Consider the following 26,750-nt stretch of genomic DNA (forward strand, 5'->3'; position numbering starts at 1 on the left):
ATGGGGGGCCTTTCGACCGCGAAGGCCTTCGTCGCGGGCGTCGCACTGCTTGGCAGTGCGGCGCCCGTCGTCGCAAAGGCCGAACCCGTCCTGCTCATCTCGATCGACGGGTTGCGCCCCGGTGACATCCTCGAGGCCGAGAAGCGCGGACTCAAGGTGCCGAACTTACGGCGTTTCCTGAAGGACGGTGCTTACGCCGCGGGCGTAACCGGCAACCTGCCGACAGTGACCTACCCCAGCCACACCACGCTGATCACCGGGGTCGCGCCCGCCCGCCACGGCATCGTCTCGAACAACACCTTCGATCCCAAACAGATCAACTACGGCGGGTGGTACTGGTACGCGCAGGACATCAAGGCCGAAACGCTGTGGGACGCCGCGCACAAGGCCGGGCTGTCAACGGGCAACGTCCACTGGCCGGTCAGCGTCGGCACCAAGGCGCTGACGTGGAACCTGCCGCAGATCTGGCGTTCGGGCCATGGCGACGACCGCAAGTTGCTCAGCGCGCTGTCGACCGATGGCCTTTACGATGCGCTCGAACATGATTGCGGAGCTTATGCCGGTGGCATCGACGAAGGCATCGATGCCGACGAAACCCGCGCGAAGTTTGCCGCGCGGCTGATCGAAACGAAGAAGCCGCAATTCACGACCGTTTATCTGGCAGCGCTTGACCATGAGGAGCACCTGTTCGGGCCCGGTTCGCCGCAAGCCAATGCCGTGCTCGAACGGCTCGATGCCGCCGTTGGCAAGCTGGTTGCTGCAGAGTTGGCGGCACACCCCGATGCGACGGTGGCGGTGGTCAGCGATCATGGCTTTGTCGGGACCGACACCGAGATCAACCTGTTCCGCCCGTTCATCGATGCGGGGCTGATCAAGCTGGGAGCCGATGGCAAGGTGGCGACGTGGGAGGCAATGCCGTGGTCATCGGGAGGCTCGGTTGCGGTCGTGCTCGCACGACCCGCCGATGCCGCGCTGACCGAGAAGGTCGGGGCCTTGTTGCGTTCACTCGCGGGCGATCCGCAAAACCGCATTGCGCGTGTTGTCGGGCAAGCCGAAATCACGAAGATGGGCGGCAACCCGGAGGCCGCGTTCTTCGTCGATCTCAAGCCCGGCGCGCTGGCTGGCGGCTTTGCCGCAGATGCGCCGCTCGTCAAACCGTCGCGCTACAAGGGCATGCACGGCTATTTCCCTGCCATGCCGGAGATGCGCTCGACCTTCCTGATCATGGGCAAGGGCGTTGCTGCAGGGCGCAACCTTGGCGAGATCGACATGCGCGCAATAGCACCGACGCTTGCCGCGAAGCTTGGTGTGGCCCTGACAGAAGCGCAGGCAAAACCGCTGGTTATCGCGCCATGACCGACCGGGCAGACTGCGCGCCCCGACCTGCGCGCGGTCTGCCTGTCGTGTTGCGGGTTCTTGACCAAGCGGGAATGCAATTGGCGAATCATCGCGGCGCGCGCCAAGACGAATCCAAGAGCACAACCGATCCATCGGACTTTATGAAACGCGGCCTTTATCGCACGTTCGACAACTTCCTCGGCGAATGCGCGCATGTGCATGAGGATGCGGGCGACGCGTTTCCTTTTTTGCTGCGCGAGATTTACGAGACGCTGGGCTTTTCTCCGGCGTACGACGATCTGCCGTTCCAGGAAGTACCGCGCGGCAGGGCTCGTGACCGGCGGCCCCTTGCGCTTTAAGCCTGTTGGTCCGACTTAAGGGCCATGACAGAAGAAGAAAAGCAGCACGAGCTGACCAAAGGCAAGTTCTACAAGGCCGAGCAGGAAGCCGGTTTCGTCGAGAGCCAGCCCCGAACCACCCCGCAGCAGCAGGACCCCGCTTACAGACTGGCGTTCCGCGATACCGATTTCCTCCTGCGCGAGGAATTGCGGCCGGTGCGGTTCCAGCTGGAACTGCTCAAGCCGGACATGCTGCTCGACGAAGCGGGAATCGGATCGACGCTGGTGATCTACGGGTCGGCCCGGATCCCATCGCCAGAGATGGCCGAAGCCGCGCTCGCCACAGCGACCACGCCTGAGAAAAAGGCGGTGATCGAGCGGCTTGTCGCCAAGTCGCAGTACTATGAAGAAGCACGCAAACTGGCGCATACCGCCAGTTCGTGCGGGATCGTCGAAAACGGCCAGCGTCAGTTCGTGATCTGCTCGGGCGGCGGGCCGTCGATCATGGAAGCAGCGAATCGCGGGGCCACCGAGGCCGGTCAGGAATCGATCGGGCTCAACATCGTCTTGCCGCACGAGCAGGCACCCAACGGTTATGTCACGCCGCATTTATCGTTTCAGTTTCACTATTTCGCCCTGCGCAAGATGCACTTCCTGTTGCGCGCCCGCGCGGTCGCGGTGTTCCCCGGCGGTTTCGGCACCTTCGACGAATTCTTCGAGCTGCTGACCCTGATCCAGACCGGCAAGATGAAGCCGATCCCGGTGCTGCTGTTCGGCAAGGACTACTGGAGCCGGGTGATCAACTTCCAGGCACTGGCCGAGGAAGGCGTGATCAACTTCGAAGACCTTGAATTGTTTACCTTGGTCGATACCGCCGATGACGCCTGGGCGCATATCGTCAAGTTCTACGACCTCGATTGCGACTGAATCAACGCACCGCCTGATGGCCGAGCGGGCCGTGGCCTGCGCCGAACCCCGGAGCTGCCAGCAAGGCTGCGCGGACGAATGCGCGCGCGCCTTCGACGGCAGCCTCTAGTGAAGCACCGCGTGCGAGCAGCGTGGCGATGGCGCTGGACATCGTGCAGCCGGTGCCGTGGGTGTGGCGGGTGTCGATGCGGGGGGCGGTCCAGAGCTTCTCTGGCTGGCCGGGGATCACCAGCCGGTCGATGACCTCCGGCCCGAGCGCATCGCCACCCTTGGCGATATAGGCGATGCGGCGCGCGTGCATGCCTGGGTCACCGCCGAGCGCTTCGAGTTCGGGCACATTGGGCGTGGTCAGCGTCGCCAGCGCCATCAGCCGCTCGAACGCGGCAATCGTCGCGGCATCTGCGAGAGCCGCGCCGCTGGTGGCGATCATCACCGGGTCGAACACGATGGGGATGGACAGGCGTTCGAGCCGGTCGGCCACCACTGCTGCGATCTCGGGGGCCCCAAGCATGCCGATCTTCACCGCATCGACGCCGATGTCGTTGACGCAGGCGTCGATCTGCGCTGCGACCATCTCCGGATCGACGGCCATGACCGAACGAACTCCGGTCGTGTCCTGCGCGGTCAGCGCGCAGATTGCGGTCATCGCGTAGCCGCCGAGCATGGTGACGGTCTTGATGTCGGCCTGAATACCGGCGCCGCCGCTGGAATCGGAACCGGCGATGGAAAGGATGCGGGGAGGGGTCATGTCTTGGGGCTACGGGAGCGCGCGTGCTTCGACAAGCTCAGCATGAGCGAGTTTATTTGGCATTCCGGCTACCCTCCGCTCATCCTGAGCCTGTCGAAGGATGCCGCGCAAACCTCACCCTTTGAACTTGCGCTCGGTCGAAGGCGGGTGCTTCCCATGCAACGACTTCGAGCGGGTCGGGCGGTCCGTCAGCTCGCCACCGCAGTTGGGGCAGCGATCGTCGAGCGCATCCGCGCACTCCGCGCAGAAGGTGCATTCGAACGAGCAGATGAACGCGCCGGGTGCCTGCGCCGGAAGGTCGTTGCCGCAGCGTTCGCAGTCGGGGCGCATCTCGAGCATCAGACGGCCTTGCGTACGGCGTTGCAGATCGTGTCGACCACCGCCTCGACTTCGGCGGCATCGTCGCCCTCGGCCATCACGCGAATGACGGGTTCGGTGCCGGAGGGGCGGATGACCAGACGGCCCCGACCGGCCAGTTGCGCCTCGGCTTCGGCGATGACTTGCCTGACGCTGTCGACCTCAAGCGGCTTGCCGCCGGCAAAGCGAACATTCTTGAGCAGTTGCGGCACCGGGTCGAAAAGGTGGAGCAATTCACTTGCAGGCTTGCCCGACGAGACTAGCGCTGCCAGCACCTGCAGCGCGGCCACCGTGCCGTCGCCGGTCGTCGCGTGGTCGGTGAGGATCATGTGGCCCGATTGTTCTCCACCCACGTTGAACCCGCCCGACCGCATTCGTTCGAGAACATGCCGGTCGCCGACCGCAGTGCGCTCCAGTGTCAGCCCCTGCGCGCCGAGATAGCGCTCCAAGCCGAGGTTCGACATCACCGTGGCCACCACGCCGCCGCCGCGCAATTCCCCGCGCGCTGCCAGTTGCGTGCCGATCAGCGCCATGATCTGGTCACCGTCCACCGTCTGGCTCTTTTCGTCGACCACGATCAGCCGGTCGGCATCACCATCGAGGGCAATGCCGATGTCGGCGCGCGTTTCGCGGACTTTATCCTTGATCGCATCGAGATGGGTCGATCCGACATTGAGGTTGATGTTCTTGCCGTTGGGTTCGACCCCCATCGCGATGACTTCGGCACCCAGTTCCCACAGCGCCGAGGGCGTCACGTGGTAGGCTGCACCGTTCGCACAATCGATCACAATGCGCAGGCCGTCGAGGCGAACGTTGTCGGGCAGGCTCGCCTTGACCGCATGAATGTAGCGCCCGCGCGCATCCTCGATCCGCCGCGCGCGGCCGACCTGTGTGGCATCGGCCAGTTCCATTTCCTGACCGAGCAAGGCTTCGATGCTGAGCTCGGCTTCGTCAGACAGCTTGAATCCGTCGGGCCCGAACAGCTTGATGCCGTTGTCCTCGTAGGGGTTGTGGCTGGCCGATATCATCACGCCCAGATCCGCGCGCATCGACCGCGTCAGCATCGCGACGGCAGGCGTGGGCATCGGGCCGAGCAGGACGACGTCCATGCCGACCGAGGTAAAGCCTGCGACCATCGCGCTTTCCATCATGTAGCCCGACAGGCGCGTGTCCTTGCCGATGACCACGCGATGGCGGTGATCGCCGCGCTGGAAATAGGTCCCGGCGGCCTGCCCCACCTTCATCGCGGTGGCGGCGGTCATTACGCCGGCATTGGTCCGGCCACGGATGCCATCGGTGCCGAAGAACTTGCGTGCCATCGGAAACTATTTCCTCGCTGTCTGGGCCGCGCGGCGCGGCGTGCTGCATTGCTATGGGACGCGACATAGCTAATGTCATCTCAAGATGACCTTACCAAATTCCGAAAAATCATCCGCGCAAGCTTCACCGACCGCGCTTCCCCCGATTGCGCAGGTCCCCGCGCTATGGACCTTTGTCGGTCTGGTCGCAGGGCTAGTCGGGGGGCTGACGGTTGCGTTCTTCGCACCCGAGGGTCTTCCGCTTATCACGACATGGGTCCAGCCCATCGGCGAGATGTGGCTGCGCGGCCTGCAGGCAACGATCGTGCCGCTGGTCGCTGCGTTGCTGTTTACCGGCGTCACGCAGGCCGTGGCGATGGCCAGTGCGGGCGCAATGGCGCGGCGCAGCCTTGGCATGTTTCTGGGATTCCTGGCGTTCAGCGCGGGTATTTCGTTGCTGGTCACGCCTGCATTGCTGACGCTTTTGCCCGTTCCTGCCGAAGCAGGCGCTGCGCTGCGCACCAGTCTTGTTGCAGCGCCGACCGGACCGGTGCCGGGTGTCGCCGAGTTCCTGCGCTCGATTGTGCCGACCAACGTGATCGACGCTGCGGCCAACGACCGTATGTTGCCGCTGATCCTGTTCATGTCGGTGTTTGCGCTGGCGGTCGGACGGTTGGCCCGGCCGCAGCGCGAGGTAATGACCACGTTCTTTGCCGCGTTAGCCTCCGCCATGCTGGTGGTGATCGGCTGGGTGCTGGCGCTCGCGCCGCTGGGCGTGTTCGCGCTGAGCATGGCGGTGGCCGCAACCAGCGGGATCGCCGCGATCGGCGCGTTGGCGCATTATGTCATTATCGTCGTGCTTACCGGGTCGGTCGTGCTGATTGCGGGCTATGTGTTCGCCGTGGTCATTGCGCGCCAGCCGCTGGGCGCGTTTGCCCGTGCGATGCTGCCGGTGCAGACGATTGCGCTATCGACGCAATCGTCATTGGCGTCGCTACCCGCGATGCTGGGCGCCTGCCGCAAACTGGGGGTGCGCGAGACGACGTCGGAGTTCGTGATGCCGCTGGCGGTGGCGCTGTTCCGCGCGACGAGCCCGGCGATGAACCTGGCGGTCGCGATCTATGTCGCGCACCTTTACGGAGTCACGCTGACGCCGATGCTGATGTTCTCGGCCTGGGTCGTGGCGATCCTCGTCTCGTTGAGTTCGGTGAGCCTCCCCGGTTCGATCAGCTTCGTCGCTTCGGTTGGCCCCATCGCGATCGCGATGAACGCGCCGCTCGCGCCGCTGGCGCTGCTGGTAGCAGTTGAGGTGCTGCCCGATCTGATGCGCACGCTGGGCAACGTTACGCTCGACGTCGCGGTGACGTCTGCGGTCGATCGTCGGTCTCGTCGCAGCCCTGAGGCGACGATCTGAAGCTCTGCGCCGCCGGGCCGGGCAACCGACCGCGGCTTCAAGCGTTGGGCGGGTGAACGCGTTTCACTCAAGGACCAAACCGACAATGGCTATCCAACTTCCCCCGCTGCCTTATGCCGACGATGCGCTGGCACCTGCAATTTCCGCAACCACTCTGCAAACGCACCACGGCAAGCACCACAAAGCCTATGTCGACAAGACAAACGCGGCGATCGCGGGCACCGATCTTGCCGATGCGACGCTTGAACAGATCATCGCCAGTGCACAGGACAAGGGCGACAAGGGTCTGTTCAACAACTCTGCCCAGGCCTGGAACCATGCGTTCTACTGGAACAGTCTGACGCCCGCATCATCGCAGCCGACCGGTGAACTGCTGGCTGCGCTCGAAGCCTCGTTCGGATCGTTCGATGCGGTGGGCGCCGAACTCGAAGCCCAAGGCACAGCGCATTTCGCGTCGGGCTGGGTATGGCTGGTCGCGCGCGGCGAGGCGATCACGGTCGAGCAGACGCATGATGCCGCGACATTCGCGACCGGCGATGCCAAGCCGATCCTGGTGATCGACCTGTGGGAGCACGCCTACTATCTCGATCACAAGAACCTGCGCCCCGAATATCTCAAGGCGGTGATCGCACGCCATCTGAACTGGGACTTCGCGAGCGAGAATTTCGACCGCGATGGTGTCTGGACCTATCCGGGCTGAGGGGTTTCTTCCGGGTCGTCTTCGTCCATTCCGGCAAGACGACCCGGTTGGAAAAGCGCCTCGCCAAACAGGAAACCGACCAGGTTGGGCCTGCCGATATGTTCGAGCAGGGCAGAAACCGTCAGCAGGATGGGCACTGACAGCAGTGCTCCCAGCACACCCCATATCCACGAGAAGTAACTGATCGAGATCAGGATGGCGACGGGGTTCAAGGTGAATCTCGCGCCGAGGATCGATGGCGTGATAACGTTGGATTCTGTCGCATGCAGGCCGATATAGGCAAGCATAGGCACAAGGCCGAGGGCCACGCTCGACGACGTGCCAAGCCCGACCAGACCCAAAAGTCCCATCATGACCAAAGGCCCGATGTAGGGCAGGAAGTTGAGTACGAAAGCCAGGCCACCCCACATGACCGGGGCGGTCAGGCCGAACGCCCATGCGCCTGCGGCGACGATGAGGCCGATCACAAAATTGACGAGCGCCACGGTCAGGATATAGCTGCCAACGCGCTCCTGCACGTCGCGCAGCACTCGCGCGAGGCGCACCGACGCGCTGAACGAATGCCGGTCGAACAAAATGCGACGCTTCATGCGGATGCGCGATTCGATCATGAAGAACGTCATCAGCAGCGTCAGCAGCATCTCGAGAATGACGCTCGGCGTGGCGAAAGCGAGTTGTTCGATCACCGACGGCGTTGCAACCACGACTTCGCGCGCGGTGCGTCCGGTAATCTTGGCAAGCTGGCGATTGACGTCGGAAATCCAGGACAGGTTGCCGCGTAGTTCGGCAAAGCGCATTGCGACCTGACGCGCCAGCGCCGGCACCTGATCGACCATGACGAAGGCGGGCTGCAGGATCAGCAGCAACGCGAGCACCACGACCGCGATGAGCGCGAGAATGGCAAACAATGACGCCAGCGTGTTGGGCAGGCCCAATCGCGTCATGCGGTCAGCCAGCGGTGACAGCACGATCGTGAAGATCATCGCCGTCACCGGTGGTAAAAAGACCACCGATCCGATCGAAAGGACGAACGGCAACGCGAGAAACAGGCCAAGCCCAAGCGTCAGCAGGATCGCGGACTGCAAACGCACCCGGCGATCGGACGCCTCATCCACAAACGGCGGCTCGAGCGGCGGTGAAGCGGGCATGAAGGGCTGGTTCACCTGACAGGCGGCCTTGGTGCTGGAGTTGCGAAAACTCTCCTTTCACCGCAGCGTCCGCCGATCAAGTGCGCGTTTTCACCTTGCGCTGAATTATGACGAGGCGTGACTGGAAAGCCCCGATCACACGGGTCGCGCTCAGTCCTTGTCGGTCAGGACCGGGTCATTCTGATGGCCTGTCAGCACCGTACGGTCGAGTTCGCCCATGATGGCGGAATGCGCCACTGCGTCGGCCGTGCTGCGGCGCGGGATCTGGCCGCTTTCAATCATCTGTGAAAGTGCAGCGCGGGCACGGCCGACGCGGCTTTTGATCGTGCCTACCGCGCAACCGCAGATCTGCGCGGCCTCTTCGTAGCTGAAGCCGCCCGCGCCGACGAGCAGCAGGGCCTCGCGGCGCTCCGGCGGCAGGGTGAGCAGGGCGCGATGCATGTCGGACAAGTGCATCGGGCCTTCCTGCGCGGCTGGAGCCACGAGAATGCGCTCCGCCACGGTTTCGTCGTAATCGGCACGGAAGCGGTTGCGGCGCATGTCGGTGAGATAGGCGTTACGCAGGATCACGAAGGTCCAGGCCCGCATCGACGTGCCCGGCTCGAACCGTTCTTGCGCGGCCCACGCCTTGAGCAGGGTTTCCTGCACGAGATCATCGGCAAGGTCCGGGCGACCGCAAAGACCACGCGCAAATGCGCGCAAGTGCGGGATCACTCCGGTAAGGTCGCGTTTGAACGCAACCGGGTCGCTAGCCGGTCTTGGCGACTTGTCCTCATCAGCCATGCGACGGATCGTCCAGTTGATCGAGCAATTTGGCGAAGCTGTCGGGCAACGGTTCATCGACGACGGAATCGTACAGACGCTTGAGACCGTCTGCCCATTCCGGCGATTGTGGCTTGCCGCCCTTCCGGCGCGGGTTACCGGGATTCATCGGTTTCTCTTTCGACATTCGCTCTGACAACGCCTCCCCCTCCAGGGATAATCCAAAAACAAGACCGCTGGCGCGGCAGATGCGCTTCTACACCATCTGCGGCCGCTCAAACAGCGATCACACATGGCCCTTCGTACGTGGAACGATATCGACCCCTGTCGGTTCCCGTTTTGCTACGCGCATAGGCATTCCTTTGCGTTACATTTGGTGCAACTAAAGGACCGGGACCAATCCGGGCGGTTAGTTGCATAGGGAGGACACAGGCGCGCGATGGAGAAGCTTCTTGCCTCTAAGAAGCTGAGCCCGAGGTGGTACGAGCGTTTCCCGCGCGCGGTACCCGTCGGGATATTCAGCCTTACCATGGCGGTAGCTCTGCTGAGCGTCTTTGCGATCGAGACTGCCGAGGACCGTCGGCAGTCCGCGCTGATCGCGCAGACCGCGCAAACCATAGCGTCAGGACTTGAGCGCCGCTCCAACGCCAACGCGGCCTATCTGCGAGCGAGCGCGGCACTGTTCGCCACACAGCAGATGGTCGAAGCACCCCTGTTCCGGACCTTCATCCGCCAACTGCACCTCGACGGTCGCTACGTCGGCTCGGACGGGATCGGCTGGGCGATGAAGGTCTCCCGCGACGATATTCCCACGGTGGAAAGCATCATGCGTCGCGACGCAGATGCCGGATTCACCGTTCGCCCGGCACCACCGCCCGCGCAGCCTTATGTCACACCGGTGATGTTTCTCGAGCCCGATACGCTACGCAACCGACGCGCCGTCGGCTTTGACATGACCTCGGAGAGCGTGCGGCGCACTGCGATGAAGGCGGCAGAGCGGAGCGGGCAGCCAACTGCGACAGGCCATGTCGTGCTTCAGCAGGAAGGGCGACCAGGCGGGCCGCAGGGCTTCCTTGTGTTCATGCCGGTGTTTTCGCTTCCGAACGAAGATGGCGCGCGCAACCTTCGCGGCTATGTCTTTTCACCTTACAATGCGCAGCAATTTCTTCAGACGTCAGTCGACGCCGGTCACTTGTCTGGCGCAGGCATCCGGCTGTACGATCAGGATGCGTCAGGCCTGACGCTGATGGCTGCGATCGCGCCCAGCGAAGTATCGGGGCAAGTCATTCGACGGCCGATGGAAATATCCGGCCACCGGTTCCTGCTCGAGATCGAAGCGCCGGCTACGCCGATGCTTTCGACGATGTCGGTGATGACACTGCTGTTCGGGCTGCTGGTCGCGACGCTGCTGCTGGTGCTGGCGCGGCTGCTGACGCAACAGGCGATGGAGGATCGCATCGCGCTCGCATGGTTCGAGCAGCAATCCTCGATCCGCAACTCGTTGACGCGCGAGTTGAACCACCGGGTCAAGAATACTCTGGCCAACGTGCTCTCGATCGTGTCCCTGACGAGGCGCCGTGCCACCAGTCTGACCGATTTCGCCGATAGCCTTGAAGGTCGCATTCGCGCGCTGTCGGCAACGCATGATTTGCTCACCCAGTCCGACTGGGGCACGACGCCAGTGGCGATGGTGATCAAGGCTGAACTCGCCCCTTACGCGCAGGATGTCCACCGCCATCTCGATATCGAAGGGCCGGAGGTCGAGCTTGCTCCCAATGACGCGCTGTCGCTAGGCCTCGCGATCCACGAACTGGCGACCAATGCCGCAAAATACGGTGCGCTCGCGGTGGAGCAAGGGCGCGTGTCGATCAGCTGGCAGATGGTCGGAGAAAATCTGGCGCGGATAGAATGGATCGAACGCGGTGGTCCGGCGATCGACCTTGAAACAAAGCGCAAGCGTGGGTTTGGCACCGAACTGATCGAAAAGATCGTGGCGCATGAGTTGCGCAATCCGGTCGACCTGCGCTTCGAGGCCGAAGGCGTGCGCTGTATCCTGCTGATCCCGGTGCGCCGCCGGAACGACTTCGCGATACGACAAGGCCGCGCCTGACAGACGCGGCCTTGTGGCTACAAAGATTTAGCGAAGGTCAATCGAGCGGACGGCTCGACCCGAAGAACAGTGCCTGACTGATTGCGGTGCGGACGGTCTGTTCCTGGAATGGCTTGGTCACCAAATACGTCGGCTCCGGACGATCGCCGGTCAGCAGGCGTTCGGGATAAGCCGTAATAAAGATCACCGGCACCGAACCGATGCGCAGGATGTCATCCACCGCGTCGAGCCCAGAGCTGCCATCGGCCAGCTGGATGTCGGCCAGGACGAGGCCGGGTTGTTCGCGCTGCACGATTTCAAGCGCCTGGGTACGGGTAGCGGCCATGCCGCACACCTCGTGCCCGAGTGAGCGGACGAGGTCTTCGAGCTGCATCGAGATAAGCGGCTCGTCTTCGATGATCAGCACCGACGTCGATGATTCGCGGTCGATTTCGGAGATCGCGTCCTGCACCAGCCGCTCGACCTCATCGGCCTCACGATCCATGATGTAGGCGGCTTCATCGACGCTGAAATCTTCAAGCGTCGTCAACAACAGAGCCTGACGATTGGCTGGCGTCATCGCGGCAAGCCGCTCCTGCGCAGCAGCTTCATGCTGACCGAGCAGGCCCGACGAGCGATCGACAGTATCGACATAGGCCGTGGACCACACGCGATTGAATGTGTGATAAAGCTGCGGCCGGCCTTCGCCGATGATCGCGCGCAAGCCTTCGTCGGCGAGCGCGGCTTCAAGCGTGGCGCGCACAAATGAATCGCCGGCAGTCTGGCTGCCGGTCAAGGCGCGGGCGTAACGACGTAGATAAGGCAGTTGATTGGCAACCTTGGCACCAAGTGACATGCGGACCCCTTCCCGGACGGTATCGTGCGCCACAACGGTCGAACCGCATATCCGGTTCCCGCGACGCTGCCACGTGCGGCAATCATGTCATCCTATGACACCACTAGCCCACTCCGCCAAGACTTCTGGCGAAACCGGCTTACGGAACTGAACGGCAAAACCGAAGTCAGCGGGTATTGCGTCGGCATCGAAAGCGGAACTGATCGCAATGGCGCAGCCGGCGCCATACAAGCGGGACGCCAAATCGAGCGATTCGCCATCAGGAAGGTGTATGTCGAGGAGCGCCGCGGCTGGTACGCGGGCAGCGACAAGATCAATCGCACCTGCGAGGGTCGATGCGACCGCCACGGAAACGCCGCGCTCCTGCAGGGCGTCTTCGATCGCCATTGCGACCAGAACGCTATCTTCCACAACCAGCACAAACGGCGTTTGAGTCTCGCTTGGTGACACGATGCAACAGACCCCCTAAAACCTTGCCGGCGCGATAGGGCACATTTCGGGAACCAACTCTGTCATTTGACATAGCACAGGCACCGGCGTGCATGCTTGGCGTGCGCGGGCAGGGGGACTTCGATGGCACGCGAGGATGAAGCAGGACTACTGGTCCAGGTAGGCGGCAAGCGTTGCGCGCAGTGCCCGCTCGTGCCGTACGAGAGGCTGAGCCAGCCTTCGCCCGAATTGCGTCGGTGGATTGCAGCCTTCCGCCAGGGCGAGATGCGTTACGACAGGGGCGAGGTGGTGTTCACGCAAGGATCGCGGCCACGGCAGCTCTATACCGTGCTTTCCGGGATCCTGATGCGCAGCAGGTTGCTGGAGGATGGCCGCCGCCAGATCATCAATTTCATGTTTCCCGGCGATTTCATCGGCCTTCAATCGGCGGTCGACAGCGAGATGAGCCACGAAGTCGAAGCGGTCACGTCGGCAACGCTGTGCGTATTCGCGCGCGAACGGTTTTTCGAGCTGGTCGCGAGCCAGCCGCAGCTGTCGTTCGACTTGACCTGGCTCGCTGCTCACGAGGAGTCGGCACTCGAGGAGCACATCGTCTCGCTCGGCCAGCGCAATGCGCGTGAGCGGTTGGCCGCGCTTGCCGTGTTCCTGGTGCAGCGCGCGATCGATACGCGGCTTGCGCCCGACGGAGTGCTGGCGATCACCATAACCCAAGGACAGATTGCCGATATGCTCGGGCTATCATTGGTCCACACCAACCGGACGCTGCAGGCGCTGAGACGGCTGCAGCTGGTCGACTGGACGCTGACGTCCATCGGCATTCCCGATATGGCAGCGGCGCGGCAATTTGCTGGAATTGACGGGGTCGCGAGCGCCAGACCACGGCCATATATTTGATGTCGATGGGATAATGAATCTTATTTGCCGTTGAGAATAAACGACAAAAAAATTTTGAATCTCGTGGGAACTCCGGCCTTGGCGGCTCGTTTTATGTCTGTCACCGCCGAGACCCCCCCTCCCGTCCAAGCGGCTGGTGATACGATCCCGAAAGGTCCCCGCCGGAAACGTCGGGGACCTTTTTTTCGCGGAACGGAAGTCCCCGGTCGTATCCGTTTGGGTATGGCCGGGGATGACGGGGCAAGCCGGGAGCCCTGGCTTAGCCAGGCTTGGAGAGAGCCCCGCGCAGGCGGTCAAGCAGTCCGGCGGGACGTTCGCGATAGATCACGGAAATCAGGTCTTCGGTCCGAAACGGCTTGGCGATGACATGGCCAAGCCGCCGGGCCGATTCCGGGATCGAATCCGGCGTCGCAGTGGTGAACAGGACCAGCGGTTTCGCCTCGCCCAATTGCATCGCGAGTTCGGCAAGCGCCCAGCCATCGTCCCGGTCGGCAAGGTGGACGTCGAGCACCAGCACGGCGGGAACTGCGCGTGACAGTTCCTCCATGGCCTCGGCGATGCTGGGACAGGTCAGCACGGGGTCGGCACCTGCTTCGGCCAAGGCCTCGGCGAGGTCCAGCGCGATCAGGCTGTCGTCCTCGACGATCAGCGCCGGTCCGAGCGCGCGGCGGGGGCGTACCCTCCCCGTCTTGTCGCGGTCGTGGCCTGGCGTCGTCACGTTTTCGTTTCCTTGCAACCTGTAGCCCGAACGCTGGCGCGCTGGTGCCAGTTCCTCGGCGTCGGCTTGGTGTCTGGCGAACTCAGAGCGCCTTGTCGTATATCGCGTAAGACTTGTTGACGTGGCTGTCGATCGCTTCGGCGATCGCGTTCATTCCCTGGTTGTCCTCAAGGATCCAGCCGATCTCGCTGCGGGTCGCGCCATAATCGCGGATCGAGTTGCGGCGGATGTATTCGATCATCATGAAGGCCAGCTGGCTGGCAAGGCGCGAAGACTGCAGGCGCTTGCGCACGCCCATCAGCGGCACGCGCATGGTGCGGACCTTGGGCTTGCGCAGCCACAACAGAAGCTTGGCCCAGTTGAATGGGAACAGCTTGCCGCCCATCGGCTTGAGCACTTCGTTGAGGTCGGGCAGCGTCATCATGAACGCGACCGGCTCGCCCTCGTATTCGGCGATCATGATCAGGTCTTCGCGTACGATCGGCTTGAACTTCTTGCCGGCATACGTGATCTCGGACTCCGAGAACGGCACGAAGCCCCAGTTGTCCGACCAGGCATCGTTGAGGATGTCGAGGATCAGTGCAGCTTCGGCATCGAACTTGGATTTGTCGACGTTGCGAATTCGGATCTTGGCGTTCTTTTCGCCCGAGGCGATGATGCGCTGGATCAGCGGGGGAAAATCGGGCCGAATATCAAGCTCGTAGCAGTTGAGCGTCTTGGCGAGCTGGTAATCGAGGCCGAGAATGTAGTCGTTGTAACGCTCGGGCTGGTGACCCATCATCACCGTCGGCGAGTGATCGAAGCCCTTGATCAGCTGGCCCGGCTCTTCCCAGATCGACATCGACAGCGGAGCGAGAACGCGGGTCATGCCCTGTTCGCGCAGCCACGCCTCCGCGCGGGTGATCAGTGCGCGCGCGACCGCTTCGTCTTCTGCCTCGAGCAGACCCCAGTTGCCGGTTCCGGGACCCATGCCCTGCGACGTGGGCATCGCGATGGCGAGATGATCGATGTGGGCCGAGATACGCCCGACCACCGCAAGCCCACGCCGCGCGAGGAACAGCTGGACATCGGCGTGTTCGAAAAACGGGTTCTTGCCGGGCGTGATCAGCTCTTCGGCCTCCATCCGCAGCGGCGGGACCCAGGCCGGATCCCCTGCATTGAGGCGATAGGTGAGGTCGATGAATGCCTTGCGGTCGCTCTTGCCGGAGACCGGCGTGATGATTACTTCGCCCTGAGCCACGATCTTGCCTTTGTTTGCGGGTAAGCCGATTTCGTCGGGGAACTGCGGTTCAATCTGGCGCAATGTCAAGCCGCGTAGCGCAAGTGGGGGCGCTGGGCGAAAAATGATCGGTGGATGCCGGTTCAACAAGGGCTTAATGGAACTCACGCCATGATCGCTACCGATACTCGCAGCCCACTCCGGGCGGTCGCTCCGTCGGCACCTGTCTTGCCCAAGGGCCTGGCCGGGGTCGCCGATGACAAGGACATGCTTCGCGCAGCCGTCGAGCTGACGCGTGATCTCGCGACGGCGCGGCCCGCGATCTACTGGCCGGACATGCTGGTTTCCGCGCTGGTCGGTTATGTGGCGCTGGCAGGCGCGATCCTGATTCACAACGTATTGCTGGCAGCGCTTTCGGGTGTCGTCGCTGCGCTGGCGCTGTATCGCGCGCTGTTGTTCATCCACGAGCTGACGCACATTCACAAGACCGCGTTGCCGGGCTTCCGCTTTGTATGGAACCTCTTGGTCGGCATCCCGATGCTGACCCCGTCGTTAATGTACGAGGGCGTGCACACGCTGCACCATGCGCGGACGCGCTATGGTACTGCGGAGGACCCCGAGTATCTGCCGCTCGCGCTGATGAAGCCGTGGTCGCTGCCGCTGTTCCTCGTCGTATCACTGCTGTTGCCGATCGGTCTGCTGATCCGCTTCGCTGTGTTGGTTCCGCTCGGCGCGATCATTCCTCCGCTGCGCAAGCTGGTTTGGGAGCGCGCATCGTCGCTTTCGATTAATCCCGAATTCCGACGCCGCCCGCCCGAAGGCGATTTTGCGCGGATGGTGTTCTGGCAGGAGCTGGGCGCATCGGCCTGGGCGCTGTTCGTGCTGGGGTGGAGCGCAACGCATTCGTGGCGTCCGCTGGCAATCGGCATCGCGGTGATGGGACTGACCGCGATGCTCAACCAGGTGCGCACGCTGGTGGCGCATTTATGGGAGAACGAGGGCGAGGCGATGACCGTAACCGGGCAGTTCCTTGATTCGGTCAACGTGCCGCCGCCCGCGCTGCTGGCGCCGCTGTGGGCACCGGTGGGCTTGCGCTACCATGCGCTGCATCATCTGCTGCCATCGATGCCGTATCACTCGCTGAACGAGGCGCACCACCGGATCAAGGCGCATCTCGGGCAGGAGTCGACGTACGACAAGTCGAACTATCCGGGGCTGTTCCCGCTGGTCGGCCGGTTGGCGCGAAGCACGATGCTGCCGCGCGGGTAACGGCTCACTCTTCGGTGCGAATGAGGACGGTCTCGCCGATCAACGCGAACAGCACGAACGGTGCCCAGGCCGCAAGGAACGGCGGATAAGCGCCGAAGTTGCCCATGGCGAGCGCGGCGTTGTCGAACACGAAATAGGCAAAGCCGAGGGCCATGCCGATGACTGCGCGCACGAACAGGTGACCCGAGCGGGCAAGCCCGAACGCTGCGACGGCGCCTAGCAGCGGCATCAGCAGTGCCGACAATGGGCCTGACAGCTTGTGCCACCATTTGCCGTCGATCTCGGTGGTGCGGAACCCGGCTTCGCGGATCGCGGCGATCGAGTCGGACAGCTCGGTCAGCGATTCGGCATCGGCGTCGACCTTGCTGATCACGACCTGCACCGGCTCGACCGCCTTGGCAAAGACCTGATCACTGGCCGACGCCGTCTTGCGCGCGCTCTGCACGTCGAACATCACCGGCTGGCGGAAGGTCCAGCCGGGATTGGCGAAAGTGGCGTCGGGCGCGGTCACGATTTCGGTGACCATGCCGGTGGGGTCGCGGCGGTACCAGCTGACGCCGGTCATGCGCATGTCCTTGCCCTGACCCGTCACCGCGCGGGCGTAGAGGATATTAGGACCGTCCTGCAGCCAGACGTTGTTCTTGATCGCCGATTCGACTGGGATCGGGCCGTATTCGACGTTCTGCCACGCCTTGAGTGTGGACGTCGATCGCGTGACCACGCGCTCGTTGAACACGAAGGTGACCGCCGAGGTCACCGCAGCCACGAGGAACAGCGGCGCAAGCACCTGATGTGCGGACAGACCTGCGGCCTTCATCGCCACGACTTCGCTGTTCTGGTTCAGCGTCATCAGCGTGATGATCGTGGCGAGCAGCACTGAATAGGGCAGGAATCGGCTGACAAGTTGCGGAATGCGCAGCGAGACGTAGGTCAGTAACTCGCCCTGCCCATTGCCCGGAGCGGCGAGCACCTTGCCGCTTTCGCTGAGCAGGTCGAGCATCTGCAGGACCAGCACCAGCATCAGCAGCACGGCGACGATGCGCACCGCGAACATCTTGCCGATGTAGGTGGCAAGCGTGCGCGAGGGGAAGAATTCAAGCTGCATGAGCTGCGTCCTCGCTGTCATCGGCGACAGGCTCGTCGGGTAGGCGCTTGCGCTTGAACAGCTTGCCGATCGAGCGTGAGATCCTGGCAAAACCGGTTTCGAGCGCGCCGATCGGCTGACCGCCGGGGACGTAGGCGATGCGCCAGTACATCCAAACGATCAGCGCGGCAAAGGCGACGAACGGCCCCCACAAGGCAAGCACCGGATCGACCCGGCCGAGGGCGGCCACGTCCTGCCCGTATTGGTTGACCTTGTGATAGGCGACCACCATCACGATCGACAGAAAGACGCCGAGAGCCGAGGTCGAGCGTTTGGGCGGCACGGCGAGTGCCACCGCGAGGAACGGCAGCAAGAACATCATGACCACCTCGACGAGGCGGAAGTTGAGGCTGGCCCTTGTCTGGTTGCGCAATTCTTCGGACGAGCGGTCGTTCCAGCCGATCTTGAGCAGTTCGGGCAGGAAGTACTCGCGGTCAGCGTCGCCGCGTTGGCGGAACTGCTCGATCTTGGGCAGATCGATCGGCAGATCGTGGCTGGCGAAGCTGAGCACGCGGGGCGAGGCGATCTTGGGGCCGTCCTGCACGATCTGGCCGTCGGTCAGACGCAGGATGATCGTATCCGGGCTTTCGCGGTTTGCAAAAAAGCGGCCTTCGCGCGCGGATATGACCATGACCTGCTCGTTGCCGGTCTGGATGCGCGCGAAGATTCCGCGCAGATCACGCCCTTCGTCGCGGCTCGAATCGACGCGCAGCGCGGTCCGGTCCTGCAGCGAATTGAACTCACCTACCTTGATCGATGCGCCCAGCGCACCAGAGCGCAGGTCGAACTGGAGCTGTTCGTAATAGTAACGCGACAGCGGCTGGAGGTAACCGACGATCGCCAGGTTCAAAGCGGCAAGCGCGATCGTGAACATGAACGGAACGCGCAGCAGGCGGGTGTAGGACAGCCCGACCGCGCGCATCACATCGAGTTCCGAACTCGTCGCCAATTTGCGGAATGCGAAAAGGATGCCGAGCATGAGCCCCAGCGGGATCGCGAGGCTGGCATATTCGGGCAAGAGGTTAGCCAGCATCTTGAACACGACGCTGACCGGGCCACCCTGTGTCGCCACGAAATCGAAAAGCTTGAGCATCTTGTCGAGGATCAGCAGCGACGCGGCGAGCACGAACACGGACAGCATCGGCACGAAAACGAGCCGGGCGATGTAGCGGTCGGTGGCGGTGAGAAATTTCACGAGGGTGGGTTGGCTATCTTCAGGCTTTTGTTGGGCATACGATCTGATTGGCGACGGCTTGATCGGGACTTGCCGGACTAGCGGGAACGCCGCGCTCGGGGAAGGAAAAAGCAGGCAAGCGGCATGAACCTAACGAAGGTTATAGATAAGCTATAGAAAAAGATATACGATCTGCCCAAGCAAGCAGGAGATATCGAGCGTGTCATACGAGGCAACCCGTGCCGAATGGTGGACATCCTTCTCGATCGAATCGGTCGATCCGGATGCTCTGGATGGACTGGCACAATGGTGCGAGCAACTCCATCCCGCGCAACAGCGCGAAGCTTTCGCTCGCGTCGTGCCCCAACTGAGCTCGGACAGTCAAGGCATTGATCTGCTTGTGGAAGTCGGTGCCTTCGAAAGCGCTGCGATCGCACTGATACCGCGCTCCGCGATCTTTACTGGCGGGCGTTTGAAGGACGGATCCTTCGTCGCACAAGTCGTCCCCGAAGGCAGTGCGGGCGCGCATTCGCGTGATGCACGGAGCCTTGCAATGGCATGGCTGGCGGCGTTGCTGAGAGCGGTTGCCCGGCATGCGGCAGAGGCGAAGCGCGCGGCGTAACCTGGTATCCCGCTACGCGCTCAAGCCTTTTCGAGCGTGCACTGCAGTGGGTGCTGATTCTGCCGGGCGAAATCCATCACCTGATTGACCTTGGTCTCGGCAATTTCATAGGGGAAAATCCCGCACACGCCGACGCCACGCTGGTGGACGTGGAGCATCACCCGCGTCGCCTGCTCCAGATCCATGTGGAAGAAGCGCTTGAGGACCATCACCACGAATTCCATCGGGGTGTAATCATCGTTCAGCATCAGCACCTTGAACATGCTGGGCTTTTTCGGCTTGGCGCGTGTCTTGGTCGCGACGCCAAGCTGATCGTTGCCGCCGGGATCGCGCGAATCATCGTCACCGGCACAGCGTGGCCCGACACAGCGGGTGACAGCGGACAGGTCCGGCAGGGCAGGGCGATCGATGCTCATGATGAACGCCAATATCGCATCGCGTACCGCTTTGGACAAGAGGCACCGAGGTGAAAGGTGGTCGGAAACCGATGCGAGGCTGGTCAACGGCAAACGGACCGGAGGGCCAAAGCCTTCCGGTCCGTCTAACTGCAGGTGCGCGATCAGGCGATCGATCGCACTCTAGCGATCAGGCTGCGTGCTTGATCTTTTCGACAGCAAGGCTGACGCGGGTCGAGATCGGCTGGAAAGCCTCGCTGACCAGCTTGAGCATCGCTTCGCTGTTCTTCGAGCTGGCAGCAACGGCCGCGTCGAAGTTCTTGCGCATCAGCGCCGACTGCTTTTCAAAGAATTCGGTCGGCGACTTCACCGCGGCCAGATCCTTGACGTCGGCGGTCATTGCTTCGACCGAAGACTTGCTGGTTTCGACATAACCCTTGGTCATGTCCTGCAGGCCGGCTGCGAGGATTTTGGTCGATTCGACCATTGCCTCGACGTTGCCTTTTGCAAACGAGCCGACGTCACCGAAAGCGGCCTTGGCCTTTTCCTGGGCGTCCTTGAATGCTGCCTGCATCTTTTCGGTGTATTCGGTGGGGGTGGTAGCCATGGCGAACAGTTCCTTCCTGGTCGTCGGAGCGCTTGCCGTGCCGACGAATGGTTTCACGCTGGGATTAGCTTTCACGGACGCAATCTTGGGCCGTGAAATCGCGGTGGAAGGTCGCTTGATCGCTGACTTCACCGCTGGCAGCACGGGCGAAGTCGCTACGGGGAGCTTCTTCGCGGGGCCTGCCTTGGTCAGGGTCTTTGCCGGGGTTACGGACTTGGTGGTCTTGGCGGGTTTAGGCAGCTTGGCAGCCTTGGACACGACCTCGAGCGCCTTGACCGAATCAGCCTTCACCTTGGTGGTGCCTGCCGGACGGCCGCGTTTAGGCTTGCTCACTTCAGGAACAACTGCCGCTTCCGGCGCAGCCGCTTCGACGGCCGGAACCTGCGGGAGTGCTTCGGTCGGTTCCACCTGAGGGGTGGCTTCGGCCAAGCTGTCCTTCACTTCATCAACCATATTCGCGACTCCTGCTTGCAAGCTGTCGCCGGTCCAACTCAGACGCGGTTCAATCTTGCTGCAGTGCACAAAATAGTGCTGCGGCGCGTTTTGTCAAGAATATTGTGCACTGCACCATTTCCAAAATGGTCGTAATCCGATGTGTTAGCCTAGCGGCTACGGACGTAGCGGCCCGGGGCGTCCTCGATCACCCTATTACCCTTGCCGCCCGGTACGCGCTTGCCTTTCGAGGCAACCCTGGCGGGAGCCAGCGCGGCGATCCACTTTGCCCAATCGGGCCACCAGCTGCCCTTGGTCTCCGTCGCTCCGCTCACGAATTCCTCCAGAGTGGCAGGATCGTCGGGATTCAGCCAATACTGGTACTTACCGGCCTCGGGCGGGTTGACGACGCCGGCGATGTGACCGGACCCTGCGAGTACAAAGCGCCAAGATCCGGACAGGTGCCGGGTCAATTTCCACACGCTGTTCGCTGGCGCAATATGATCCTCGCGCCCGGCCTGGATATAGCAGGGTACCGCAATGCGGCGCAGGTCTATCGGGGTGCCATCGGCTTCGAGTGCATCGGGGATCACAAGGCGGTTGTCGCGATAGAGATCGCAAAGGTAGGCCTTGTGCCACTTTGACGGCAGGTTGGTTGTGTCGCCGTTCCAGTGCAGCAGGTCGAATGCCGGATAGTCCTGCCCGAGCAGGTAGTTGTTGACCACGTAGTTCCAGATAAGATCGGACCCCCGCAGCGCATTGAATGTCGCGGCCATGATGCGTCCGTCGAGATAGCCGTCGGTGCTTAACTGATCGAGCATCTTCAACTGGCGGTCGTCGATGAAATTACGCAACTCGCCCGCGTCGTCGAAATCAACTTGCGCGGTGAAGAACGTCGCGCTGGCGACCTTGTCGGCCTGTCCGCGTCGCGCCAGAATCGCCAGCGTTGCCGCAAGCGTCGTGCCCGCGACGCAATAGCCGATCGTGTGTACGGCAGGAACCTTCAGCCGGTCGCGCACGTGGTCGATCGCTTCGATCTGGCTGCGGATGTAATCGTCCCAAACCACATCGGCCATCGCGGCATCGGCCGACTTCCACGACACGACGAACACCGTCAGCCCTTGCGCGACGGCCCAACGGATGAAGCTTTTCTGCGGGTTGAGGTCGAGGATGTAGAAGCGGTTGATCCACGGCGGGAAGATCAAGAGCGGTGTGGAAAACACCTCGTCGGTCGTCGGCGTGTACTGGATCAACTGGAACAGCGGCGTTTCATGAATGACCTTTCCGGGGGTGACCGCGATGTTGCGGCCAAGCTCGAAAGCCAGCGGATCGGTGTGGGTGAGCTGGCCCTTGCGCAAGTCCTCGATCAGGTGCTCGGCGCCCTTGACCAGATTCTCGCCCTTGGTTTCCATCGTGCGTTCGATGACGATCGGGTTGGTCAGTGGGAAGTTGGCGGGCGACAGCGCGTCGGTCAGCATCTTCGTGGCGAAGCGCAGCTGCTCCTTGCGCTCGGGCGAGAGACCCTGCGCCTCATCGGCCATGTGCTGCAGCTTTTCAGACAGCAGCAGATAGGTCTGGTGGATCAGCGCGAAGGCCGGTTGTTCGTGCCAGCGCTTGTCGGCGAAGCGTCGGTCGGTGCGGGGCAAGGCCGGGGCGGTGGGTGTGGCGGTTCCGGGAGTGAACTGGCCAAGGACCGAGGTCCACAGCGCCATGCCCTCACTCCAGAGTCTTGCCTGCGTCTCGGCCTGCGCGATGGGCAATTGGCCTGCCATCGACATGAACGTTTCGGTCCACTTACCTATATCGCCAAAGCGGGCGAGCATCGGTTCGAAATGCCCGGACTGCTCGGCACTGTAATCGAGCCACATCTTCTGGAGCTTGGCCGCAGACATCGCCCAGTGCTGCAGATCGGCAGGGTCGGGGGCCGCGACGGCGGCTGTGCCGGCTGGCATCAGTGGCGCGAACATCGCGCGCATCGCTTCGCCCTGCTGGCGGAACAGGTCTTCGAACACGACGGCATCGACGCTCGCCATGTCCGGTTTGCCAGCCATGTCGGTCTTCCCCGTCTTGTCCGTCATGTCTGTTCCTTATGCCCGTGCGACGCAGCGACTATACACCGCCGACGCAAGCTTGTTAGCCCAGACTTGGCGTTGCAGGGCAATGCGACAATGATGTTTCTACGGGGATGTTTCCACGCGTGACCAATTCGCGTAAGGGCTGCCAAGCGGCGATATTGCCGCCTCAATCAACGAGAACCCGCCCGTGGACGAAGAATTCTACCGCATGAAGCGCCTGCCGCCCTACGTCATCGCCGAAGTCAATGCGATGCGAGCGGCCGCCCGCGCCAGCGGCCGGGATATCATCGATCTCGGTATGGGAAATCCCGACCTGCCGCCGCCAGCGCATGTTATCGACAAGCTGTGCGAGGTGGCGCGCAAGCCCGACGCGCATGGGTATTCGGCGTCATCCGGCATTCCCGGCATCCGCAAGGCGCAGGCGAACTACTACAGCCGCCGTTTTGCGGTCGATCTGGATCCCGAGACCGAAGTGGTGATGACGATGGGATCGAAGGAGGGCCTCGCCAGCCTTGCCACGGCGATCACCGCGCCGGGCGATGTGGTGCTGGCGCCCAACCCGAGCTACCCGATCCACACCTTCGGCTTCATTATTGCAGGCGCGACGATCCGTTCGGTGCCGACCACCCCGGACGAACGCTATTGGGATTCGCTCGAGCGTGCGATGAAGTACTCGGTGCCGCGCCCGTCGGTGCTGATCGTCAACTATCCGTCGAACCCTACCGCCGAAACGGTGGACCTGGCGTTTTATGAGCGGCTGGTGGCGTGGGCCAAGGAGAACAAGGTCTGGATCCTGTCCGACCTCGCCTATTCCGAGCTCTATTTCGATGGCAATCCGACGCGATCGATCCTTGAGGTGCCCGGCGCCAAGGATGTCGCGGTCGAGTTTACCTCGATGTCCAAGACGTTCTCGATGGCGGGCTGGCGCGTCGGCTTTGCCGTCGGCAACCCGCATCTGATCGCGGCACTCAAGCGGGTGAAGTCCTACCTTGACTACGGTGCGTTCACACCGATCCAGGCGGCGGCCTGCGCTGCGCTCAACGGGCCGCAGGATATCGTCGAGCAGAACCGGCAGTTGTATCAGAAGCGCCGCGACGTGATGGTCGAGGCGTTCGGGCGCGCCGGGTGGGAAATCCCGAGCCCCAAGGCGTCGATGTTCGCATGGGCACCGCTTCCGCCTGCGCTAATGCACTTGGGGAGCCTCGAATTCTCCAAGCAGTTGCTGACCCATGCCGAAGTCGCGGTCGCTCCGGGCGTCGGCTATGGCGAGGATGGCGAGGGCTATGTGCGCATCGCGATGGTCGAGAACGAGCAGCGCCTGCGCCAGGCTGCACGCAACATCAAGCGTTACCTGCAGAGCATGGGCGTCAACACGTCTGCTGCCTGACCCCTGATACGTGGCGCTGATCGACGGCCCTTCCTGTTATTATGCGGGAGGGGCCGTTCGCATTTCAAGGCAGGCGACCATAGAGGAAGCTGGACCGCGCGGCTGCGCTGCGGCACCATCGCTCTGACAGTCACCAGCGGATCCCGGTCATGAACACTTACCCGATGAACTTTCACGATCGCGTCACCATCACCCTCGATGGTCATGTCGCGCACGTCCTGCTCGACCGGGCGGACAAGATGAACGCGCTCGACGATGCGATGTTCGAGGCGATCATCGCGGCCGGGCATCATCTGCACAATGCCAAGGGCGTGCGCTGTGTCGTACTGTCGGGCGCGGGACGATCATTCTGTGCGGGGCTCGACCTGTCGAGCATGGGCAAGACCGAGCGTTGGGAGGGCGGTGGCCTGACCGAGCGCACGCATGGCAACGCCAACCGCCCGCAACAGGCGGCCATGGTGTGGCGCAAGCTGCCTATGCCGGTGATCGCGGCGGTCCATGGGGTGTGCTTCGGGGGCGGGTTGCAGGTCGCCAGCGGTGCCGACATCCGCCTGATCGCCGCCGACGCGCGTCTGGCGGTGATGGAGGTCAAGTGGGGTCTGGTGCCCGACATGGCAGGCTATGTTCTGTGGCGCGGCAATGTGCGCGACGATGTGCTGCGCGAACTGACCTACACCCACCGCGAATTCAGCGGCGAGGAGGCTGTCGCATTCGGCTTTGCGACCCGCACCAGCGCCGATCCACTGGCCGACGCGCTGGCGTTGGCGCACGAAATCGCGGGCAAGAGCCCGACTGCGGTGCGCGGGGCCAAGTCGCTCTCCAACCGCACGCCCGACATGGACGTCGATGGCGTACTGATGGCCGAATCGATGGCGCAGCATGAACTGATGTTCTCACGCAACCAGATGGAGGCTGTGCGCGCCGGGATGGAGCGACGCGCGCCTGAATTTGTCGATCCGTGAGCGTGCAGGGTAGGGTGCGGCGATGAAGGCTATTCACGATCCGCACGGCGTGCTCGCACACGGGCTCGCCGCGATCCGTTCCCAGTATCAGGTGCCCGCCGGTTTCCCGCCGCAAGTGCTGGAGGCGGCGACGCGTGCTGCCGCGCGGCCCTTGATCGATCATGCCGATCGCTCGTCAGTCCCGTTCGTGACGCTTGACCCGGCGACCTCGACCGATCTCGATCAGGCGTTCTGGATCGAGCCGTCCGGTGCGGACCTGATCCTGCAATACGCCATCGCCGATGTCGCGTGGTTCGTCGACGACGGCGATGCGATCGATGTCGAAGCGTGGCGGCGTGGGACGACGATCTATCTCCCCGATGGCAAGGCGGGGCTCTACCCGCCGGTGCTGGCGGAGGGTGCGGCGAGCCTGCTGCCCGGTGGCCCGCGCCCGGCGGTGATCTTTACCGTGCGCCTGCGTCCCGACGGCGAAGCCACTTTAGACAGCGCCGAGCGCGCGCTGATCCGCAGCCGCGCCAAGCTGGCTTACGATGCGGTGACCGCTGCCGACCTGCCCCCTGCGTTTGCAGAGTTCGCAGCGCGCATGGACGCAGCCGAAAAGATGCGTGGCGCGGTGCGCGTCGATCCGCCCGAGCAGGAAGTGGAAGCACTGGGCGACGGGCGCTACGGCCTTGCGTTCCGCCCGCTGCTGCCGTCCGAGCAGCACAACGCCGCGCTCTCGCTCGCGGCAAACCTTGCGATTGCAGCGGCGCTTCAGCAGGCGGGGACCGGGCTGTTCCGGGTCATGGCCGGGCCGACCGCGAAAGCGATGGCGCGGTTGCGTTCGACCGCTGCCGGACTGGGGCTAGACTGGCCGCAGAGCGATGATCTCAAGGCCTTCGAACGAACGCTCGATCCGACGAACCCGCACCACGCCGCGTTCATGCTGGCGGTGCGGAGGGCCGGAAACGGTGCGGGCTATGCGCCATGGATTCCGGGGGTGACGCCTTGGCACGAGGCGATTTCGGCAACCTATGCGCATGCGACAGCGCCGCTGCGCAGGCTGGCCGATCGCCATGTGATCCGTGCGACTTTGGCGGTGGCCAATGGCAAGCCGGTGCCGGACGAGGTCGAGGACGCCTTCCGCCGCCTGCCGGCAGTGATGGCCAAGGCCGATGCCACATCGGGCGTGATCGAACGCGCGGTCATCGACCTTGCCGAGGTGGTCATGCTGCAGGGCCGCGAGGGCGAGCGATTTGCCGCGTGCGTTACCGACCTCGATGGCGAATCGGCGCGCGTGCAGCTGGTCGATCTGCCGGTAATAACCCGCGTGAAGTTGCCCGGCGCTGCCCCCGGCGCTCGCGTCGAATTGCGCCTTGATAGCGCCGACACGGCAAGCCGCCGCCTGATATTCGCACCCACAGGCTGAATTCCCGCCGACCGTCTCA

Annotated in this window: 27 protein-coding genes; 12 read left to right on the plus strand and 15 right to left on the minus strand. The window is 63.1% G+C overall.

All coding sequences use genetic code 11. The features are described 5' to 3' along the window. Genes GGQ88_RS17380 through GGQ88_RS17390 form a run of 3 tightly spaced genes read left to right on the plus strand, consistent with a single transcriptional unit; the run spans position 1 to position 2,603 of the window. Entirely contained in the window at positions 1–1,356 is a 1,356-nt protein-coding gene (locus GGQ88_RS17380; RefSeq protein ID WP_183614737.1) for an alkaline phosphatase family protein, read from the plus strand. After that, positions 1,353–1,697 (plus strand): hypothetical protein, encoded by a 345-nt coding sequence (locus GGQ88_RS21390; RefSeq protein ID WP_246386233.1) that lies wholly within the window; start codon positions 1,353–1,355, stop codon positions 1,695–1,697. Before GGQ88_RS17380 ends, GGQ88_RS21390 begins: the two co-directional genes overlap by 4 nt. Positions 1,698–1,721: 24 nt before the next feature. Beyond that, complete coding sequence (locus tag GGQ88_RS17390) at positions 1,722–2,603, plus strand: LOG family protein (protein WP_183614738.1); 882 nt, start codon at positions 1,722–1,724, stop codon at positions 2,601–2,603. 1 nt (position 2,604) lies between these two features. On the opposite strand, the gene thiD is transcribed toward GGQ88_RS17390, so the two are convergent. The 3 genes from thiD to glmM form a co-directional block, all read right to left on the minus strand. Then, the gene (thiD, locus tag GGQ88_RS17395) at positions 2,605–3,351 is read right to left on the minus strand and encodes a bifunctional hydroxymethylpyrimidine kinase/phosphomethylpyrimidine kinase (RefSeq protein WP_183614739.1); all 747 of its coding nucleotides are present in this window, start codon (positions 3,349–3,351) and stop codon (positions 2,605–2,607) included. A 114-nt stretch (positions 3,352–3,465) separates the two neighbouring features. Beyond that, entirely contained in the window at positions 3,466–3,690 is a 225-nt protein-coding gene (locus GGQ88_RS17400; RefSeq protein ID WP_183614740.1) for a DUF1272 domain-containing protein, read from the minus strand. Next, positions 3,690–5,027, minus strand: coding sequence for a phosphoglucosamine mutase (gene glmM, locus GGQ88_RS17405; RefSeq protein WP_183614741.1), 1,338 nt, complete (start codon positions 5,025–5,027; stop codon positions 3,690–3,692). Before glmM ends, GGQ88_RS17400 begins: the two co-directional genes overlap by 1 nt. Before the next feature lie 85 nt (positions 5,028–5,112). On the opposite strand from glmM, the gene GGQ88_RS17410 reads away from it, so the two are divergent. Together GGQ88_RS17410 and GGQ88_RS17415 are read left to right on the plus strand one after the other, a co-directional pair. Continuing rightward, positions 5,113–6,420, plus strand: a complete 1,308-nt coding sequence (locus tag GGQ88_RS17410) for a dicarboxylate/amino acid:cation symporter (protein ID WP_183614742.1) — start codon at positions 5,113–5,115, stop codon at positions 6,418–6,420. Between the two features lie 85 nt (positions 6,421–6,505). Beyond that, entirely contained in the window at positions 6,506–7,120 is a 615-nt protein-coding gene (locus GGQ88_RS17415; RefSeq protein ID WP_183614743.1) for a superoxide dismutase, read from the plus strand. Here the strand turns inward: GGQ88_RS17415 and GGQ88_RS17420 are convergent. From GGQ88_RS17420 to GGQ88_RS17430, 3 genes are all read right to left on the minus strand, one after another. Beyond that, positions 7,108–8,268: an AI-2E family transporter gene (locus tag GGQ88_RS17420; protein WP_183614744.1), complete on the minus strand. Its 1,161-nt coding sequence runs from the start codon at positions 8,266–8,268 to the stop codon at positions 7,108–7,110. The genes GGQ88_RS17415 and GGQ88_RS17420 overlap by 13 nt on opposite strands. Before the next feature lie 150 nt (positions 8,269–8,418). Continuing rightward, a complete protein-coding gene (locus GGQ88_RS17425) occupies positions 8,419–9,051 on the minus strand; it encodes a sigma-70 family RNA polymerase sigma factor (protein WP_183614745.1) in 633 nt (210 codons plus the stop codon). Beyond that, on the minus strand, positions 9,044–9,199 hold the full coding sequence (locus GGQ88_RS17430; RefSeq protein ID WP_246386235.1) for a NepR family anti-sigma factor: 156 nt from the start codon (positions 9,197–9,199) through the stop codon (positions 9,044–9,046). Before GGQ88_RS17430 ends, GGQ88_RS17425 begins: the two co-directional genes overlap by 8 nt. A 270-nt stretch (positions 9,200–9,469) precedes the next feature. Between GGQ88_RS17430 and GGQ88_RS17435 the strand changes: the two genes are divergently transcribed. Then, the gene (locus tag GGQ88_RS17435) at positions 9,470–11,140 is read left to right on the plus strand and encodes a CHASE domain-containing protein (protein ID WP_183614747.1); all 1,671 of its coding nucleotides are present in this window, start codon (positions 9,470–9,472) and stop codon (positions 11,138–11,140) included. 37 nt (positions 11,141–11,177) lie between these two features. Here the strand turns inward: GGQ88_RS17435 and GGQ88_RS17440 are convergent, their stop codons facing one another. Both GGQ88_RS17440 and GGQ88_RS17445 read right to left on the minus strand, forming a co-directional pair. Then, a complete protein-coding gene (locus tag GGQ88_RS17440) occupies positions 11,178–11,975 on the minus strand; it encodes a response regulator (RefSeq protein ID WP_183614748.1) in 798 nt (265 codons plus the stop codon). Positions 11,976–12,062: 87 nt separating this feature from the next. After that, positions 12,063–12,425, minus strand: a complete 363-nt coding sequence (locus GGQ88_RS17445; protein WP_343057267.1) for a response regulator — start codon at positions 12,423–12,425, stop codon at positions 12,063–12,065. A 123-nt stretch (positions 12,426–12,548) separates the two neighbouring features. Between GGQ88_RS17445 and GGQ88_RS17450 the strand changes: the two genes are divergently transcribed. Further along, positions 12,549–13,319 (plus strand): Crp/Fnr family transcriptional regulator, encoded by a 771-nt coding sequence (locus GGQ88_RS17450; RefSeq protein WP_183614750.1) that lies wholly within the window; start codon positions 12,549–12,551, stop codon positions 13,317–13,319. 259 nt (positions 13,320–13,578) lie between these two features. Here the strand turns inward: GGQ88_RS17450 and GGQ88_RS17455 are convergent, their stop codons facing one another. After that, the gene (locus tag GGQ88_RS17455) at positions 13,579–14,037 is read right to left on the minus strand and encodes a response regulator (RefSeq protein WP_183614751.1); all 459 of its coding nucleotides are present in this window, start codon (positions 14,035–14,037) and stop codon (positions 13,579–13,581) included. An 82-nt stretch (positions 14,038–14,119) separates the two neighbouring features. After that, complete coding sequence (locus tag GGQ88_RS17460; protein WP_183614778.1) at positions 14,120–15,277, minus strand: N-acetyltransferase; 1,158 nt, start codon at positions 15,275–15,277, stop codon at positions 14,120–14,122. 150 nt (positions 15,278–15,427) lie between these two features. Here GGQ88_RS17460 and GGQ88_RS17465 point away from each other — a divergent pair, with 150 nt between their 5' ends. Continuing rightward, the gene (locus GGQ88_RS17465; protein ID WP_183614752.1) at positions 15,428–16,525 is read left to right on the plus strand and encodes a fatty acid desaturase family protein; all 1,098 of its coding nucleotides are present in this window, start codon (positions 15,428–15,430) and stop codon (positions 16,523–16,525) included. Positions 16,526–16,529: 4 nt separating this feature from the next. Here the strand turns inward: GGQ88_RS17465 and lptG are convergent, their stop codons facing one another. Both lptG and lptF read right to left on the minus strand, forming a co-directional pair. Next, complete coding sequence (lptG, locus tag GGQ88_RS17470; RefSeq protein WP_183614753.1) at positions 16,530–17,630, minus strand: LPS export ABC transporter permease LptG; 1,101 nt, start codon at positions 17,628–17,630, stop codon at positions 16,530–16,532. Continuing rightward, positions 17,620–18,864, minus strand: coding sequence for an LPS export ABC transporter permease LptF (lptF, locus tag GGQ88_RS17475; RefSeq protein WP_183614754.1), 1,245 nt, complete (start codon positions 18,862–18,864; stop codon positions 17,620–17,622). Before lptF ends, lptG begins: the two co-directional genes overlap by 11 nt. Positions 18,865–19,063: 199 nt before the next feature. Between lptF and GGQ88_RS17480 the strand changes: the two genes are divergently transcribed. Beyond that, a complete protein-coding gene (locus tag GGQ88_RS17480) occupies positions 19,064–19,465 on the plus strand; it encodes a hypothetical protein (RefSeq protein WP_183614755.1) in 402 nt (133 codons plus the stop codon). Positions 19,466–19,485: 20 nt separating this feature from the next. On the opposite strand, the gene clpS is transcribed toward GGQ88_RS17480, so the two are convergent. From clpS to GGQ88_RS17495, 3 genes are all read right to left on the minus strand, one after another. Continuing rightward, the gene (gene clpS, locus GGQ88_RS17485; RefSeq protein ID WP_246386238.1) at positions 19,486–19,881 is read right to left on the minus strand and encodes an ATP-dependent Clp protease adapter ClpS; all 396 of its coding nucleotides are present in this window, start codon (positions 19,879–19,881) and stop codon (positions 19,486–19,488) included. A gap of 169 nt (positions 19,882–20,050) precedes the next feature. Further along, positions 20,051–20,920, minus strand: coding sequence for a phasin family protein (locus tag GGQ88_RS17490; protein ID WP_183614756.1), 870 nt, complete (start codon positions 20,918–20,920; stop codon positions 20,051–20,053). A gap of 149 nt (positions 20,921–21,069) precedes the next feature. Next, positions 21,070–22,977, minus strand: coding sequence for a PHA/PHB synthase family protein (locus GGQ88_RS17495; RefSeq protein WP_246386241.1), 1,908 nt, complete (start codon positions 22,975–22,977; stop codon positions 21,070–21,072). Between the two features lie 184 nt (positions 22,978–23,161). On the opposite strand from GGQ88_RS17495, the gene GGQ88_RS17500 reads away from it, so the two are divergent. The 3 genes from GGQ88_RS17500 to GGQ88_RS17510 all read left to right on the plus strand — a co-directional run bounded on the left by GGQ88_RS17500 (position 23,162) and on the right by GGQ88_RS17510 (position 26,731). Then, positions 23,162–24,361 (plus strand): LL-diaminopimelate aminotransferase, encoded by a 1,200-nt coding sequence (locus GGQ88_RS17500; protein WP_183614757.1) that lies wholly within the window; start codon positions 23,162–23,164, stop codon positions 24,359–24,361. Between the two features lie 149 nt (positions 24,362–24,510). After that, the gene (locus tag GGQ88_RS17505) at positions 24,511–25,323 is read left to right on the plus strand and encodes a crotonase/enoyl-CoA hydratase family protein (protein ID WP_246386244.1); all 813 of its coding nucleotides are present in this window, start codon (positions 24,511–24,513) and stop codon (positions 25,321–25,323) included. 22 nt (positions 25,324–25,345) lie between these two features. Next, positions 25,346–26,731, plus strand: coding sequence for an RNB domain-containing ribonuclease (locus GGQ88_RS17510; RefSeq protein WP_183614758.1), 1,386 nt, complete (start codon positions 25,346–25,348; stop codon positions 26,729–26,731). Positions 26,732–26,750: the final 19 nt, after the last annotated feature.

This window comes from Novosphingobium hassiacum (assembly GCF_014196055.1).
GTDB lineage: Bacteria > Pseudomonadota > Alphaproteobacteria > Sphingomonadales > Sphingomonadaceae > Novosphingobium > Novosphingobium hassiacum.

What these genes read in the sequence shown, in the direction of transcription:
- GGQ88_RS17380 (WP_183614737.1), top strand. Translation starts at nt 1, where the DNA reads ATGGGGGGCCTTTCGACCGCGAAGGCCTTCGTCGCGGGCGTCGCACTG.
- GGQ88_RS21390 (WP_246386233.1), top strand. Translation starts at nt 1,353, where the DNA reads ATGACCGACCGGGCAGACTGCGCGCCCCGACCTGCGCGCGGTCTGCCT.
- GGQ88_RS17390 (WP_183614738.1), top strand. Translation starts at nt 1,722, where the DNA reads ATGACAGAAGAAGAAAAGCAGCACGAGCTGACCAAAGGCAAGTTCTAC.
- thiD (WP_183614739.1), bottom strand. Translation starts at nt 3,351, where the DNA reads ATGACCCCTCCCCGCATCCTTTCCATCGCCGGTTCCGATTCCAGCGGC.
- GGQ88_RS17400 (WP_183614740.1), bottom strand. Translation starts at nt 3,690, where the DNA reads ATGCTCGAGATGCGCCCCGACTGCGAACGCTGCGGCAACGACCTTCCG.
- glmM (WP_183614741.1), bottom strand. Translation starts at nt 5,027, where the DNA reads ATGGCACGCAAGTTCTTCGGCACCGATGGCATCCGTGGCCGGACCAAT.
- GGQ88_RS17410 (WP_183614742.1), top strand. Translation starts at nt 5,113, where the DNA reads ATGACCTTACCAAATTCCGAAAAATCATCCGCGCAAGCTTCACCGACC.
- GGQ88_RS17415 (WP_183614743.1), top strand. Translation starts at nt 6,506, where the DNA reads ATGGCTATCCAACTTCCCCCGCTGCCTTATGCCGACGATGCGCTGGCA.
- GGQ88_RS17420 (WP_183614744.1), bottom strand. Translation starts at nt 8,268, where the DNA reads ATGCCCGCTTCACCGCCGCTCGAGCCGCCGTTTGTGGATGAGGCGTCC.
- GGQ88_RS17425 (WP_183614745.1), bottom strand. Translation starts at nt 9,051, where the DNA reads ATGGCTGATGAGGACAAGTCGCCAAGACCGGCTAGCGACCCGGTTGCG.
- GGQ88_RS17430 (WP_246386235.1), bottom strand. Translation starts at nt 9,199, where the DNA reads ATGAATCCCGGTAACCCGCGCCGGAAGGGCGGCAAGCCACAATCGCCG.
- GGQ88_RS17435 (WP_183614747.1), top strand. Translation starts at nt 9,470, where the DNA reads ATGGAGAAGCTTCTTGCCTCTAAGAAGCTGAGCCCGAGGTGGTACGAG.
- GGQ88_RS17440 (WP_183614748.1), bottom strand. Translation starts at nt 11,975, where the DNA reads ATGTCACTTGGTGCCAAGGTTGCCAATCAACTGCCTTATCTACGTCGT.
- GGQ88_RS17450 (WP_183614750.1), top strand. Translation starts at nt 12,549, where the DNA reads ATGGCACGCGAGGATGAAGCAGGACTACTGGTCCAGGTAGGCGGCAAG.
- GGQ88_RS17465 (WP_183614752.1), top strand. Translation starts at nt 15,428, where the DNA reads ATGATCGCTACCGATACTCGCAGCCCACTCCGGGCGGTCGCTCCGTCG.
- lptG (WP_183614753.1), bottom strand. Translation starts at nt 17,630, where the DNA reads ATGCAGCTTGAATTCTTCCCCTCGCGCACGCTTGCCACCTACATCGGC.
- clpS (WP_246386238.1), bottom strand. Translation starts at nt 19,881, where the DNA reads ATGAGCATCGATCGCCCTGCCCTGCCGGACCTGTCCGCTGTCACCCGC.
- GGQ88_RS17490 (WP_183614756.1), bottom strand. Translation starts at nt 20,920, where the DNA reads ATGGTTGATGAAGTGAAGGACAGCTTGGCCGAAGCCACCCCTCAGGTG.
- GGQ88_RS17495 (WP_246386241.1), bottom strand. Translation starts at nt 22,977, where the DNA reads ATGACGGACAAGACGGGGAAGACCGACATGGCTGGCAAACCGGACATG.
- GGQ88_RS17505 (WP_246386244.1), top strand. Translation starts at nt 24,511, where the DNA reads ATGAACACTTACCCGATGAACTTTCACGATCGCGTCACCATCACCCTC.
- GGQ88_RS17510 (WP_183614758.1), top strand. Translation starts at nt 25,346, where the DNA reads ATGAAGGCTATTCACGATCCGCACGGCGTGCTCGCACACGGGCTCGCC.